Below are 14142 nucleotides of genomic sequence, written 5' to 3'. Positions count from 1 at the left end.
CTCAGAGGCCGAGGGCGACGGCGAGGTCCTTCTTCAGGTCCTCCAGGTCCTGCGCCGCCCGCGCACGCGCGGCGGCCACGTCCTCGTCCCCGACCGGTACGACGACCTCCAGGTAGCACTTGAGCTTGGGCTCGGTGCCGCTGGGCCGCACGATGACCCGGGCGCCGCCGGACAGGCGGTAACGCAGGCCGTCGGTCGGCGGCAGCCCCGCCACCCCCTGGGACAGGTCCTCGGCCGACTCCACCGCCCGGCCCGCCAGCTCCAGCGGCGGGTGCGTGCGCAGGCGCTCCATGGCCTGGGCGATCAGCGACAGGTCCTCGACCCGGACGGAGAGCTGGGCGGTCGCGTGCAGGCCGTAGCGGCGGGCCTGGTCGTCCAGCAGGTCGAGCAGCGACCTGCCGTCCCGCTTGGCCGCGGCGGACATCCCGGCCACGGTGAGGGCGGCCCCGACGCCATCCTTGTCGTGGACCGGTAGGCCGGCGTCCGACCCGATGCTGTAGCCCAGCGCCTCCTCGTAGCCGAAGACCAGCCCCGGGCCCGTCTTCATGATCCACTTGAAGCCGGTGAGAGTCTCGGCGTGCCGCACGCCGTGGCCGGCGGCGATCTTGGCGAGCAGCGACGAGGACACGATCGAGGTGGCGACCAGCCGGTCGTCTCCCGAGGTGTGCCGCAACACGTGCTCGGCCAGCAGGCCGCCCACCTCGTCGCCGGTCAGCATGCGATAGCCGCCGCCCGGCAGCGGGGCGCCCACCGCGCATCGATCGGCGTCCGGGTCGTTGGCGATCACCAGGTCGGCGCGGGTCGCGGCGGCGAGTTCGAGCGCGAGGTCCATCGCGCCCGGTTCCTCCGGGTTGGGAAACGCCACGGTGGGGAAGTCCGGGTCGGGCATGGCCTGCCGGCTCACCATGACCGGCACCTCGAAGCCCGCCACGCGGAACGCCTCGGACACGGTCGCGCCGCCGACGCCGTGCAGCGGCGTGTACGCGACCGCGATCTCGCGGGCGTCGCCGATCGGGAGCGCGGCGAGGGCCCGCAGGTACGGCACGACGATGTCGTCGTGGCCGAGGGTCTGCCAGTCCTCGCCCAGGGGGAGCGCGTCCACCCGGCCGACCGCGTCGATGGCGGCGGAGATCTCCTGGTCGATCGGCGGCACGATCTGCGCGCCGTCGCCCCAGTAGACCTTGTAGCCGTTGTCCTGGGGAGGGTTGTGCGAGGCGGTGACCATGACGCCCGCGTCCGCGCCCAGGTGGCGCACGGCGAACGCCAGGACGGGGGTGGGCCACTTGGAGGCCATGACCGAGGCGCGCAGACCTGCCCCGGTCAGCACGCGGGCCGTGTCGGCCGCGAACACGTCGGACTTGTGCCGCCCGTCGTAGCCGATCACCACGTGGCGTCCCGGCCCGAGCACGCGGGCCAGCCCGGCGGCCGCCCGCATCACCGTGACCCGGTTCATCCGGTTGGGCCCGGCTCCCAGCGCGCCGCGCAGGCCCGCCGTGCCGAACTCCAGCTTCGCGCCGAAGCGGTCCTCCAGTCCGGACAGATCACCACGCTCCAGGAGCGCGTCGAGCTCCGCCCGCGTCTCGGGGTCGGGGTCCTGGTCGCGCCACTCTTCGGCCAGCCGCACGAGGTCGGTCATGGGGTCGGTCACGTATGGGCTCCCTACAGCTTGTCGACGACCTGGGCGAGCAGGACGCCCATGCGGGCGGCCGTGGCCCGGCCGACCTCCAGGACCTCCTCGTGGTTGAGCGGATCGCCCACCAGGCCCGCGCCGGGGTTGGTGACCAGGGAGATCCCGAGCACCTCGGCCCCGGCCTCCCGGGCGGCGACCGCCTCCAGCACGGTGGACATGCCCACCATGTCGCCGCCGAGCGTGCGCAGCATGCGGATCTCCGCGGGCGTCTCGTACGTCGGGCCGCGGAAGGCGACGTAGACGCCCTCGGACAGCGTGGGATCCACCGCGCGGGCGAGGTCGCGCAGGCGCTTGGAATACACCTCGGTGAGGTCGATGAACGTCGCGCCCGTGATCGGGTTGTCGCCGGTGAGGTTGATGTGGTCGCTGATCAGGACCGGGTCGCCGACCTTCTGGGTCTCCGGGCGCAGCCCGCCCGCCGCGTTGGTCAGCACCACCGTGCGCACTCCGGCCGCGACGGCCGTGCGCACCCCGTGGACCACCGGCTCCACCCCGCGGCCCTCGTACAGGTGCGTACGGCCGAGGAAGATCAGGGCGTTGAGCCCGGCGGCCGTGCGCACCGCGCGCACCGTGCCCGCGTGACCGGCGACCGCGGGAGGGGAGAACCCTGGCAGTTTCGTCACCGCGAGTTCGGCGACCGTCTCGCCGATCGCGTCCGCGGCCGGGACCCAGCCCGAGCCCATGACGAGGGCGACGTCGAAGGAAGGGATGCCGGTGAGGTTCCTCAGCGTGGTCGCGGCCTCGGCCGCCAGGTCATATGGGGTCACTTTGCTGAGGGTACAGAAGAGGATGAACCCGGCCGATAAGCGCCGGGTCCGTGTCAGTCGCCGAGCTTCTTACAGGGACGGGTGCGCAGCCACGTGACGTAGTCGTCGGGCGCGCCCGCCTTCTCCGCGGCGTCGGCCAGGATGCCGATGTATCGCGCCGACGGCAGCCCGCCCTCGTAGGAGTTCAGCACGTACGACCAGGCGAGGACGTCGCCCTCCAGCGTCGCGACGCGGAGCCGCAGCTTGCGGTAGAGGCCGAGGTCGGTGCCCATCCAGCGGTCGAGGGACGCCTCGTCCCACTCCGGCACGTCGTACAGGACGACGAATACCTGCTCGTCGGCGTCCTCGACTATCGTGGCGAGAGCGCCCTCCCAGCTGACGTCCTCGCCGCCGAAGGTGAGCCGCCAGCCCGGGAGCCAGCCCGTTCCTCGCATGGGCGAGTGGGGAGCCCACTCCGCCATCTGCTTGGGGTCCATGTTGCTGCCGTAGGCCGCGTAAACAGGCACGGCACACAAGCCTAAACCAAGATCCTGAAAGTTGGACGGGTAGCGCGCGCACGGGGGTGTGGCGAGAGAAATCCGCGTAGTCGACCCGTTACGCGCCCCTCGCCGGGAATACGTAGCCAGGATGCGGGACAATGATGCATGTGACAAGGATCGTGATCATCGGTGGTGGCCCCGGCGGATACGAGGCGGCCCTGGTCGCCGCCCAACTGGGCGCCCAAGTCACCGTCGTGGAGGAGGAGGGGCCCGGCGGGGCGTGCGTGCTCACCGACTGCGTGCCGTCCAAGACGCTGATCGCCTCCTCCGTCCGCAAGCAGGCGCTGCTCGACGCGTCGTCGCTGGGGGTCCACTTCGACGGCGGCCCTGACCACGACGCCGGCGGCGTCGCCGTGGACATGATCGACGTGAACAAGCGCGTCAAGGAGCTCGCGCTGGCGCAGTCGAACGACATCGCCGCCCGGCTGGCCGCCGAGGGCGTCGAGGTCATCCGCGCCCGGGGCCGTCTGGTCGATCCCCAGGTGGTGCGCGCGGGGGACCGTACGATCCGGGCCGACGTGGTCATCGTGGCGACCGGCGCCCACCCCCGCGTGCTGCCGGGGGCGGAGCCCGACGGCGAGCGCATCCTCAGCTGGCGCCAGCTGTACGACCTGGAGGAGCTGCCCGAGCATCTGATCGTGGTCGGCTCCGGCGTCACCGGCGCCGAGTTCGCCGGCGCCTACCGGTCGCTCGGGTCCGAGGTCACGCTGGTCTCCTCGCGGGACCGGATGATGCCCAACGAGGACGCCGACGCGGCCGAGGTGCTGGAGGAGGTCTACCGGCGGCGCGGCATGAACGTCATGGGCCGCTCGCGCGCCGCCTCCGTCAAGCGCACCGAGCACGGCGTCGTCGTGACGCTGGAGGACGGCCGCACCGCCGAGGGCAGCCACTGCCTCATGACCGTCGGCATGGTCCCCAACACCTCCGGGCTCGGCCTTGAGGACAACGGCGTGCGGCTCGACCGCAACGGCTTCATCGAGGTCGACAAGGTGTCGAGGACCTCCGCGCCTGGCGTGTACGCCGCGGGAGACTGCACCGGCGTCCTGATGCTCGCCTCCGTCGCCGCCATGCAGGGCAGGATCGCGGTCTGGCACGCGCTCGGCGAGGCCGTGCAGCCGATCCGGCTGGCTACGGTCGCCGCCAACATCTTCACCGACCCGGAGATCGCCGCCGTGGGCGTGTCGCAGCGGCAGATCGAGTCGGGCGAGATCGAGGCGAACGTCGTCAAGCTGCCCCTGGCCACCAACGCGCGGGCCAAGATGCAGGGCTTCAACGACGGTTTCGTGAAGCTGTTCTGCCGTCCGAACACCGGCATCGTGCTCGGCGGCGTCGTGGTCGCCCCGCGCGCGTCGGAGCTGATCCTGGCCGTGTCGGTGGCCGTGCAGCATCGCCTGACCGTGGACCAGCTCGCCCACACCTTCGCCGTCTACCCGTCGCTGTCGGGCTCGATCACCGAGGCGGCCCGCCGCCTCATGTCCCCGCTGACCGCCGGGGGCATCTGACCCGCCGCCTTCACGGCCAGGTCAGTCGGCGCACGCCGCGGCGACCGGGTCGCGGGTGGCGGCGGCGCGCGGGCTCAGCGCGCGGGCCGGCCGGATCATCGCCGCGACCATGCACGTCACCAGGGCGAACGCGAACGGGAAGGCGAACGTGCCGGCCAGCCAGCCGATGACGGAAGGCGCCACGAGCCCCGACATCCAGGTGATCGTCGCGACCCCCGCGACGCCCTCGGCGGGCGTACGGGCGGCCTGGCCCGCCGCCGCGAACACCAGCGGCACGACGACGGCGACGCCGGCGCCGAACAACGCGAACCCGGCGATCACCGGCGCGGGAGTGCGGAACGCGACCACCACCACGCCGCCGAGCACGGCCGTGACGGCTCCGGCGCGCACCGTCGCGACCGGCCCGAGCCTGCGCACCACGAAGTCTCCGGCGAGCCGCACCGTGACCATGCACGCGGTGAACACGGTGAAGCCCGCCGCCGCGACGCCCGCGCCCGCCCCGGTCACGTCCTTGAGGTAGATCGCCGCCCACTGGCCGCTGGCCCGCTCCGCGAAGGTGGCGAAGAAGCCGATCAGGCCGATCAGCAGGACGGCCCTCGGCGGCACCGTGAAGCGGGACGGCGGCTTCTCGTCCGGCGCGGGCGCGTCGTCGTCCAGGAGCGCACGGCTTCCCACGGCGCCCACGGCGATCAGCGCCGCCGCCATGAGGGTGAGGTGCGCACGCGCGTCCAGGCCCGCCTGCGCCGCCGCGGCCCCGATGCCCGCGCCGCACAGGTTGCCGACGCTCCACATGCCGTGCAGGCCGGACATGACCGAGCGGCCCAGCCGCCGTTCGACGAGCACGCCCTGGGCGTTCATGGCCAGGTCGCACATCCCGGCCGCGGCGCCGTACAGGAGGAACGCGGGCGCCAGCCACAGCGGGCCGGGCGCGAGCACGGGCAGGGCCAGCGCCGCGCACCACAGGGCCAGCAGGGTCCGGGTCGTCACCCTGGCCCCGAAACGGTAGGCCAGCCGCGCTGTCATCGGCATCGCGAGGAACGAGCCGATCGGCGGGCAGAGCAGGACGAGCCCGAGAGCGGCCGTGCCGAGACCGAAGTGGTCCTGGAACCAGGGCATCCGGGTGGCGAGGGTGCCCGCCACGGCTCCGTGCACGGCGAAGACGAGGGCGGTGGCCCGTTGATGTCTGTCTCGCATGGGGCTAAATTAACAGGCAGGGTTCCTGATAAAAAGTGGGTTTTTCATGAAGACCGCGACACCCCAGCTCGCGCGGGCCATCAACGACCGGCTCGCGCTCGACCTGCTCCTGGAACGGGGCCCGCTGACCGCGCCCCAGTTGCGCGCGCTCACCGGTCTGTCCCGCCCGACCGTGTCGGATCTGATCGAGCGCCTCCAGGTGAACGGCCTGATCTGGGTCACGGGGGAGAGCGGAGGCGACCGGCGCGGCCCCAACGCCCGGCTCTACGGCATCGTCGCCGACCGGGCGTTCGTGGGCGGGGTGGACGTGCGGCGCGACGTGGTGAACGTGACGGTCGCCGACATCACCGGCGCCACCGTGGGCTCGGCGACACGGCCGATCGGGGAGAACCTTCCCGCCCTGGTCGCGGAGGCGCTCACCGAGGCGGCCGGCTCACGTCGCCTGCACGCGGTCGTGATCGGCGCGCCCGGCATGGTCGACCCGCAGACCGGAGACCTCTCGGCCGCGAACGCGGAGCCCGCCTGGCGCCCGGGGCTGCTCCCGGCCCTGCGTACCCTGGTCGACGCGCCGGTCATCGTGGAGAACGAGGTCAACCTGGCCGCCGTCGCCGAGCACGCCACGGGAGCGGCCGCCGGGCGGGACGACTTCGTCCTGCTCTGGCTGGACGACGGCGTCGGCGCGGCCGTCGTGCTGGACGGCCGGCTCCGCCGGGGCGCCTCCGGCGGCGCCGGCGAGATCGGCTTCCTCGGCCGGCTCGACATCAAGGTGTGCGACCTGCTGGGCGCGCAGGCCGTACGCGGGCTCGACCTGCCGGCCCTCGCGGAGAGGGTCGTGACGGCCGCCTTCACGCTCGTCGCCGTGCTCGACCCCGGCCTCGTCGTCCTCGGCGGCGCCACCAGCCTCGCGGGCGGCGACGAGCTCGCGTCCCTGGTCGCCGCGCGCCTGGCGCGGGTCTCGCCCGTCCCCGTGCACGTACGCGTGAGCGGCATCCCGGACAACCCCGTCCTGAGGGGCGCGGTCTCCACCGCTCTCTCGATCGCCCGCGACGCCGTCTTCGGGCAGGGCCGCCGCTGACCGATCGACGCCGGCCTGCCCGGTGGCCCGCGGGGGCGGTCGCCGGGCAGGCCTTCCCGGCGACCGGCGGAGGCGGGATCAGCGGTGGTCGCCCGTACTGGACAGGCGGGACCTGACCTCGTGCAGGGCCTGCCGTCCCCGCGCCACCGCCGTGGCCGCCGCCCGGAGGTCGTACGGCGTCTGCGCGACGTTCAGCGCCCGCTTGGCCGCCTCGTACGCGTCGAGCGCCGCGCGCCACTCGAACGCCGGGCCGCTGACCTGGTTGATCTTCATCTCGAAGTCGAGGGTGTCGATCTCCTCGCCGAAGCGGGTCACGTCCTCCTCGGCCGCGTGCCTGGCCACCGCCATCTCGGCCACGAACCGCTCCTTGCGCCGGTGCGCGACGCCCCACAGGATCAGCGTCAGGCTGAGCCCGAGTCCGGACACGATGACGAGGATGAGCGCGGGCGACGGGCCCTTCGGGCGGCCCGGCAGGTCCTTCCCCCAGGTGGTCGTGGTGTCTCCGGCGGGGTCGTCCCCGGCCGGGTCGTCCCCGGCGGCGCCGGGCGTGACGGCGTCATCGGGGAGGTTGACCGGCGTGCCCCGCGCCCCGGTGAGGTCCACGTCGTCGGCCTGGGTGAAGGAGGCCTTGTCGACGTTCGCCCCGTGGAAGTCCGCGCCGTCGAGTTCGGCCTGGGTGAGCTCCGCCTCGGACAGGTCGGCGTCCTTCAGCACGGCGTGCTCGAGGTGGGCCTGGCCGAGCTTGGCGTCGCCGAGCTTGGCCCGGGTGAAGTCGGCCTTACGGCCCTTGATCTGCCCGAGCGTGGCGTCCTTCAGGTCGGCGTCGACGAGTTTCGCATCGGTGAGGTCGGCCTGGGTGAGCACGGCCCGGGTGAGGACCGCGCCGGTCAGGTCGGAATGCGGAAACTCCGCCTGCACCGCCTCCGCGTCGGCGAGGACCGCCCCGCGCAGGTTCGCTCGCTTGGCCCGCATCTGGCCCATGTCGGCCTCGGTGAGGTCGGCGCCACGCAGGTCGGCGTAGTCGAGATGCGCCTGGCCGAGGTCGGCCTCCTTCAGCGAGGCCTTGCGCAGGACGGCCCCGGTGAGGTCCTTGCCCGTGAGGTCCACCCCGTCCAGCTTCGCGCCGGTGAGGTCGGCGCACCGCATGACGGGGGGCAGGGCGGCGCTGGTGAGGTCCTTGCCGCGGAGCTTGACGCCGCTGCCCGGCTTGCAGGGCGCGGCGGCCGCGTGAGCAGTGGCCGCGCCCACCGGCAGGAACGGCAGCGACAGGAACAGGGCAGCGACGAAGAGGGGGGCGAAGCGACGCACGGGGGGCCTCCTGAGGGGAACGCCCCGAGTCTCCCACGCGATCTTTAAACCCGCTTGCAATCCGCTGACCGGCGCCGATCGGCCGGGCTCTCCTCGCTCGGCGGCTCGGGCCGGCAGGAGCGGCGCCCGGAACGGCCGCGGGACGGCGGCCGTGCCCGCGCCCGCGGCAGGCGCGGGCGAGCGGAGCCGGGGTGCGGGAAGCACCCTAGATCGTGCGGGAACGCTGAGTCGGGACATTCCGAGCCTGGACACGGGGCGGCATGCGGCGAGGGCTGTGAGGCCGTAGTGGGGGCATGCGGCAAGGTGAGGGTCGCGAGCCTGTCGGGGGCCGGACACGAGAAGGGGCGGACCCTTTGCGGGTCCGCCCCTCGTCGATGCCGTGCCGGAAGCGCTCAGGCGTTACCAGTCGCCGCCGCCGAAGTCTCCTCCGCCGAAGTCGCCGCCGCCCCAGTCACCGCCGCCGCCGAAGTCGCCACCGCCACCGAAGTCGCCACCGCCACCCCAGTCGCCGCCGCCGGCCTCCACACCCGCGGCGTAGCCGGAGTCGTATCCGGCGCCGTACCCGCCGTGACCCCAGCCGCCGAACGCGTTGCCGAGCATGGTGCCGACGAGCATGCCGGTCAGCAGGTCGCCGCCGCCGAAGCCGCCGTAGTAGCCGTAGGCGTAGGGCTGGTAGGCGGGGCCGGCGTCCCAGTAGGGCCTGCGGTGGCCGTCCACCATGACCTCGCGCATCTGCGGGTCGAAGCCGCGCTCCACCGCCTCGGCGTCCGCCGCGCAGGCCGGGACGTCGCGCACCGCGCCGCCCGGGGGCGCCCAACGGACGTTGCGAACGGACGGGCCGTGCTGGGGGTTGAAGAAGCAGGGGGGCAGCCGCTCGGGCAGCGGCTGGTTGTTCACGCGCGCCTTCACGCAGGCCAGCGCGTAACGGCCGTCCTCCAGCGTGGAGGTCACCGTGCGAAGGTCCTCGGGGCGCTTGATCGCGGCGAGCTCGGTCTTGGCCCGCTCGTAGGAGTCGAGCGCCCGCTGCCAGTCGCTCGTCGTCTCGCTCTGCGGGAGCATCTTGACGTCCATGTCGAGCGCGGTGATCTCCTCACCGAACTTCGTGACGTCCTCCTCGACCGTCTGCTTGACGGCGGCGAGCTCCGCGGCCTCCCGCTCCTCGCGCTTGCGCTTGTTGCGGCGTCCGATGATCCACAAACCGGCACCTCCCACCACGGCGATGCCCAGAATCCCGACGAGCACACCCGAACCGCCACCGCCGCCGACCGTGCTGCCCTTGGCGCGGGCGCCGTTGACGTCACCCTCGCGCACCAGGTTCACGCGGTTGATGAAGTCCTTCATGCCGGTGACCACGTCGCTGTTGGCGTTGGTGGACAGCCGGGCCAGCACGCCCGGCGCGTTCCTGGGCAGCTCGGTCGAACCGGCGAACAGGCTCGTGCCGTCGAGAAGCGCCACGGTCGCGCTCGACTTGCCGGCCTTGTCGAGGTCGGACAGCAACTGCGGGATGTAGGTGCTCACCTGGCTCGTGCTCACGGTGCCGTCGGGCATCGCGACCACGTAGATCTTGGACTTCGAGTCCTTCAGCGCCTCGCGGATCTCGCTCTGCTGACTGGACGAGAGGGGCGCTCCACTCATCACGAACAGCGGATCTTTGGCGTTCTTCCAGGACGACAGGACCGTGGTGGGGTCCGGGGGAGCCGCCGCCATTGCGGACGGTGCGAGCGCGAGCAGGGTGATGAGCCCGGCGAGCAGCGCCGCCAGGGCGGCCCCCACCCGGCCGAGCGGTGTCTTCATGGTCACGGCTTCAAGCCTCCTTCGCCCTACTGGACGAACGGCAGGGCGCGATGGTTCCTCCACAAAAACCTATCGTCCCGCAGCCAGGACCCGGCACGCGTCTTCCCGGCAGGTGAATGCCCGTGGCTCAGGCCGCCGCTGCCGCCCGCCACCGAGATCGCCGTCGTCAGGGGGCTGGGCGTGACCAGGCGAGACCCCGCCGCCCGAGGCGCGGCCCCGGCCCGGCTCCGCCCGCGCCATGCGCGCCCAGGCCGACGAGCTCGCCGCGGCGTTGCTGGCCTCCGTGCGACCGCTGGCGGCCGTCACGGAGCCCGTACGGCTGTCGCTCACCGGCGGCAGGGACAGCAGGCTCCTGGCCGCGCTGCTCCATCACGCGGGCATCCCGTTCACCACGGCCGCCTCCGGGCGCGAGGGGACGGCCGACGTGGTGCCGGCGCGGCGCGGCGCGTCGCCGCGGCCCTCGGCGTGGAGCATCGGACGGTCGAGCCGAAGCGGTCGGCGGACGCCGCGCACCTGGTCGTCGCCCACCCGAGGGTCCGCGCGCACAACGTCGTGCGCGTCTGCGAGGGCATGCTGTCGGCGTACGAGAACGTGCCGGAGGCGGCGGGCTTCGACCCGAGACCGCGGATCACGCCCGCGATCTGGCGGAGCCGTGGCGGCGGCGCGGGGAGGACGACCCGGCGGGGACGCGCTCGACCGCCTCTATCTCACCTACCGCGTCGGCCGCTGGCACGCCGCCTCCCGGGCCGCGCTGCTGCGCGGCGGGACGCCGGTCCCGCCGTTCCTCGACGACCTCGTCGTGCGGACCGCGTTGAGCATCGACCCGATGTGGCGGCGTTCCGAGGAGGTGGTCCACCGGTGCGTCGTGGCCTTCGCGCCCCGGCTGAGGGACGTCCCGATCGAGGGCAGGCCGTGGCGGTTCGCCGCCGCGCCCGTGGGCCGGACGTTGCTGGACCGTGTGCGGCGTCGCCTGCGGGACGTCCCTTCGCCACGGCGACACCGGCTGCCGCGCGCCTTCGGGAACGCGGGTGTGACGCGGCCCCCGGGGCCGCCGTGGAGGCTCAGGCGTCCTTGATCTCGCACAGGACGGCCCCGGCGGTGACCGTCTGGCCGACGGCGGCCGCGAGGCCGGTGATCGTGCCGCCCTTGTGGGCGGTGAGCGGCTGCTCCATCTTCATGGCCTCCAGGACGACGATCGTGTCGCCGGGCCCGACGGTGTCGCCGTCGGCGACGACGACCTTCACGATCGTGCCCTGCATCGGGCTGACGAGGGAGTCGCCGCTCGCGGCGGCCTTCTTGGCGCCGCTCCCGCCGGAACGCCGGGGCGCCGCCTTCCTGGCCGGGGCGGAGCCACCGGTCGCGCCCAGGCCTGCGGGCAGGACGACTTCCAGGCGCTTGCCGCCGACCTCGACCGTGATCCGCTCACGCTCGGCCGGTTCCGCGGAGCCCACCTCGCCGTCGTAGGGCGTGATCGTGTTGTGGAACTCGGTCTCGATCCACCGGGTGTGCACCGAGAACGGCTCGCCGGTGAAGGCGGGGTCGTCCACCACGGCCCGGTGGAACGGCAGCACGGTCGGCATGCCGCCGATCTCGTACTCGGCCAGCGCCCGGCGCGCGCGCTCCAGCGCCTGCTCGCGGGTCGCGCCGGTCACGATCAGCTTGGCCACCAGCGAGTCGAACGCCTGCGGCACGCTCATCCCGGTCTCATAGCCGCCGTCCAGCCGCACGCCGGGACCGGACGGCACCCGCATCGAGGTGATCGTCCCCGGCGCGGGCAGGAAGTTACGGCCCGCGTCCTCGGCGTTGATGCGGAACTCGATGGAGTGGCCGCGCAGCACCGGGTCGTCGTAGCCGAGCGGCTGGCCGTCGGCGATGCGGAACATCTCGCGGACCAGGTCGATGCCGGCGACCTCCTCGCTGACCGGGTGCTCGACCTGCAGCCGGGTGTTGACCTCCAGGAAGGAGATCGTGCCGTCCTGCCCGACGAGGAACTCACACGTGCCCGCGCCGACGTAGCCGGCCTCGCGCAAGATCGCCTTGGAGGAGGAGTAGAGCAGCTCGCGCTGCTCGTCCGTGAGGAACGGCGCTGGGGCCTCCTCGACCAGTTTCTGGTGGCGGCGCTGCAGGGAGCAGTCGCGGGTGGAGACCACGACCACGTTGCCGTGGGCGTCGGCCAGGCACTGGGTCTCCACGTGGCGCGGCCGGTCGAGGTAGCGCTCGACGAAGCACTCCCCGCGGCCGAAGGCGGTGACGGCCTCGCGGACGGCGGACTCGTACAGGCCGGGGATCTCCTCCAGGGTGCGGGCCACCTTCAGGCCGCGCCCGCCGCCGCCGAACGCCGCCTTGATCGCGATCGGCAGGCCGTGCTGCCGCGCGAAGGCGATCACCTCCTCGACCCCGGAGACGGGGTCGGGGGTTCCGGCCACGAGCGGGGCGCCCACGCGCTGGGCGATGTGGCGCGCCTGGACCTTGTCGCCGAGCGCGGTGATCGCCGAGGGCGGCGGTCCGATCCAGATCAGGCCGGCGTCCAGCACGGCCTGGGCGAAGCCGGCGTTTTCGGCGAGGAATCCGTAGCCGGGGTGGACGGCGTCGGCGCCCGTCTTCTTCGCCACCGCGAGGATCTTGTCGATGTCGAGGTAGGTCTCGGCCGGGCTCTGCCCGCCGAGCGCGTGCGCCTCGTCGGCGACCCGCACGTGCAACGCGTCCAGGTCCTGGTCCGCGTAGACCGCCACACTGGTCATCCCGGCGTCTGTGCAGGCCCGCGCGATCCGTACGGCGATCTCACCGCGATTGGCGATCAGGACCTTGTGCACCGCGTCCATCCTTCCCTCGGGCCCCTGGGTTACGAGCCTTGGTGGATTTTATGCACCTGCTGACGCTGGAGGGCGTTCGCCCCCTTACTGAGTGGGACTGCTGTCGGGTCGTGTCCTCGCCGCTCCCGGTCCCATTGCCGGGATGCCGGTTTTGAACCGGCATCGCCGGTCGAGTTCGACCGGTTAGGCTGATCGCTCATGCGGGGACCCGGCCTTCTGGCGACCGTGCTGGCTCTGCTTCTCGTGGCACCGCTTCTCGTGGCACCGGCCGCGCAGCCCGCACAGGCGCGCACCGCGCCGGTGCGGTGCGCGCCGCGCAAGGGCAGCATGCAGGTGGCCGAGCCGTGGGCGCAGCGCAGGCTCGACCCGAAGCGGGTGTGGCCGCTCACCACGGGTGAAGGGGTCACGGTCGCGGTCATCGACAGCGGGGTGGACCTGACCCACCCTCAGATCCAGGTGGCCAAGGAGGTGGACTACACCGGGACAGGCCACCGCGACTGCGTCGGCCATGGCACCGCGGTCGCCGGGATCATCGCCGCCCGGTACATGAAGGGCGTCCCCTTCCACGGCGTCGCGCCCGGCGTGCGGCTGATCTCCCTGAAGCAGACGAACGAGGAGCACGGCGACCCGGACACGCTGGCCAGAGCCATCGTGGGCGCCGCCGACTCCGGCGCCGGCGTGATCAACGTGTCGATCCAGACCCAGGACAATCCCAAACTCCGGCAGGCCGTGGCGTACGCGCTCGGCAAGGACGCGGTGATCGTGGCGGCGGCCGGCAACACGACCGCGGAGGACGGCACGCCGGAGGCCGCCTATCCCGCCGCCTACCCGGGGGTGCTCGCCGTGGGGTCGGCCACCTCCGACGGCAGGCGTGCCGACTTCTCCAACACGGCGACGCCGGTCTCCGTGCTGGGGCCGGGCCAGGGCATCACCTCCACCTGGCCCGGACGGGCGTACGCGAGCGGGCTCGAGGGCACCAGCTTCGCCGCGCCGTACGTCGCGGGGGTGGCGGCGCTGGTGCGGGCCCGCCATCCGGAGCTGAACCAGGAGCGGGTGCGGTGGCGCATCGTCGCCACGGCGGACGGCGGCGTGGGGACGGGCACGGGCGCCGGGATGGTGAACCCGCTGCTCGCCGTCACCGCGATCCTGCCGCTGGAGGCCGTCGACGCCCCTGTCATCGCGCCGCCGGCGCCGGCCCCGCTGCCGCAGGGCGCGGTGAGCAGGGCGGCTCCGGTGGATCAGGGGGCGATCGACCTGGCGCTCGCGATCGCGGCGGCGGCGCTGTGCGGCGCGGCCCTGATCGTGGCCGCGCGGGTGTTCGTGCCGATGGGGCGGCGCAGGGGGTGGCGCCCCGGCCGCGAGGGTTGACACGTCGGCTTTGAGTAATTGACGGTTAAATGTTTTGGTCTGCCGGAAACCGCTGCTTTGGGCTGTGTGCTCTTGGTTGAATGATCCTGATC

The 14142-nt window shown here is 73.1% G+C and carries 12 protein-coding genes; 4 read left to right on the top strand and 8 right to left on the bottom strand.

What is annotated here, in order from left to right:
* Position 1 precedes the first annotated feature (1 nt).
* Genes ABZ857_RS01620 through ABZ857_RS01610 form a run of 3 tightly spaced genes read right to left on the bottom strand, consistent with a single transcriptional unit; the run spans position 2 to position 2963 of the window.
* Entirely contained in the window at positions 2-1636 is a 1635-nt protein-coding gene (locus ABZ857_RS01620; protein ID WP_357036214.1) for a phospho-sugar mutase, read from the bottom strand.
* A 23-nt stretch (positions 1637-1659) separates the two neighbouring features.
* Positions 1660-2457, bottom strand: a complete 798-nt coding sequence (locus ABZ857_RS01615) for a purine-nucleoside phosphorylase (RefSeq protein ID WP_357035750.1) — start codon at positions 2455-2457, stop codon at positions 1660-1662.
* Between the two features lie 53 nt (positions 2458-2510).
* Positions 2511-2963 carry a gamma-glutamylcyclotransferase gene (locus tag ABZ857_RS01610; RefSeq protein WP_357035747.1) on the bottom strand — a complete coding sequence of 151 codons (453 nt, stop codon included), beginning with the start codon at positions 2961-2963 and terminating at the stop codon, positions 2511-2513.
* 140 nt (positions 2964-3103) lie between these two features.
* On the opposite strand from ABZ857_RS01610, the gene ABZ857_RS01605 reads away from it, so the two are divergent.
* The gene (locus ABZ857_RS01605) at positions 3104-4498 is read left to right on the top strand and encodes an NAD(P)H-quinone dehydrogenase (RefSeq protein WP_357035744.1); all 1395 of its coding nucleotides are present in this window, start codon (positions 3104-3106) and stop codon (positions 4496-4498) included.
* Positions 4499-4519: 21 nt separating this feature from the next.
* Here ABZ857_RS01605 and ABZ857_RS01600 read toward each other — a convergent pair whose 3' ends face one another.
* Positions 4520-5692 (bottom strand): MFS transporter, encoded by a 1173-nt coding sequence (locus ABZ857_RS01600; RefSeq protein ID WP_357035742.1) that lies wholly within the window; start codon positions 5690-5692, stop codon positions 4520-4522.
* A 46-nt stretch (positions 5693-5738) separates the two neighbouring features.
* Between ABZ857_RS01600 and ABZ857_RS01595 the strand changes: the two genes are divergently transcribed.
* On the top strand, positions 5739-6767 hold the full coding sequence (locus ABZ857_RS01595; protein ID WP_357035739.1) for an ROK family transcriptional regulator: 1029 nt from the start codon (positions 5739-5741) through the stop codon (positions 6765-6767).
* A gap of 78 nt (positions 6768-6845) precedes the next feature.
* Here ABZ857_RS01595 and ABZ857_RS01590 read toward each other — a convergent pair whose 3' ends face one another.
* From ABZ857_RS01590 to ABZ857_RS01580, 3 genes are all read right to left on the bottom strand, one after another.
* On the bottom strand, positions 6846-8075 hold the full coding sequence (locus ABZ857_RS01590) for a pentapeptide repeat-containing protein (RefSeq protein WP_357035736.1): 1230 nt from the start codon (positions 8073-8075) through the stop codon (positions 6846-6848).
* A gap of 399 nt (positions 8076-8474) precedes the next feature.
* Positions 8475-9869, bottom strand: a complete 1395-nt coding sequence (locus ABZ857_RS01585) for a hypothetical protein (RefSeq protein ID WP_357036211.1) — start codon at positions 9867-9869, stop codon at positions 8475-8477.
* Positions 9870-10238: 369 nt separating this feature from the next.
* Positions 10239-10397, bottom strand: a complete 159-nt coding sequence (locus tag ABZ857_RS01580; RefSeq protein WP_357035733.1) for a hypothetical protein — start codon at positions 10395-10397, stop codon at positions 10239-10241.
* A 124-nt stretch (positions 10398-10521) separates the two neighbouring features.
* Here ABZ857_RS01580 and ABZ857_RS01575 point away from each other — a divergent pair, with 124 nt between their 5' ends.
* Complete coding sequence (locus tag ABZ857_RS01575) at positions 10522-10944, top strand: hypothetical protein (protein ID WP_357035730.1); 423 nt, start codon at positions 10522-10524, stop codon at positions 10942-10944.
* On the opposite strand, the gene ABZ857_RS01570 is transcribed toward ABZ857_RS01575, so the two are convergent.
* Positions 10931-12682 carry a biotin carboxylase N-terminal domain-containing protein gene (locus ABZ857_RS01570; protein WP_357035727.1) on the bottom strand — a complete coding sequence of 584 codons (1752 nt, stop codon included), beginning with the start codon at positions 12680-12682 and terminating at the stop codon, positions 10931-10933. The genes ABZ857_RS01575 and ABZ857_RS01570 overlap by 14 nt on opposite strands.
* Before the next feature lie 198 nt (positions 12683-12880).
* Between ABZ857_RS01570 and ABZ857_RS01565 the strand changes: the two genes are divergently transcribed.
* Positions 12881-14050 (top strand): S8 family serine peptidase, encoded by a 1170-nt coding sequence (locus tag ABZ857_RS01565; RefSeq protein ID WP_357035724.1) that lies wholly within the window; start codon positions 12881-12883, stop codon positions 14048-14050.
* Positions 14051-14142: the final 92 nt, after the last annotated feature.

It is taken from the genome of Microbispora sp. NPDC046933, from assembly GCF_040644635.1.
Lineage (GTDB): Bacteria > Actinomycetota > Actinomycetes > Streptosporangiales > Streptosporangiaceae > Microbispora.
This window is presented reverse-complemented; position numbering and strand designations above follow the sequence as displayed.

Coding starts and splice junctions, on each gene's coding strand:
- ABZ857_RS01620 (WP_357036214.1), bottom strand. CDS start 1,636: ATGACCGACCTCGTGCGGCTGGCCGAAGAGTGGCGCGACCAGGACCCC.
- ABZ857_RS01600 (WP_357035742.1), bottom strand. CDS start 5,692: ATGCGAGACAGACATCAACGGGCCACCGCCCTCGTCTTCGCCGTGCAC.
- ABZ857_RS01595 (WP_357035739.1), top strand. CDS start 5,739: ATGAAGACCGCGACACCCCAGCTCGCGCGGGCCATCAACGACCGGCTC.
- ABZ857_RS01585 (WP_357036211.1), bottom strand. CDS start 9,869: ATGAAGACACCGCTCGGCCGGGTGGGGGCCGCCCTGGCGGCGCTGCTC.
- ABZ857_RS01565 (WP_357035724.1), top strand. CDS start 12,881: ATGCGGGGACCCGGCCTTCTGGCGACCGTGCTGGCTCTGCTTCTCGTG.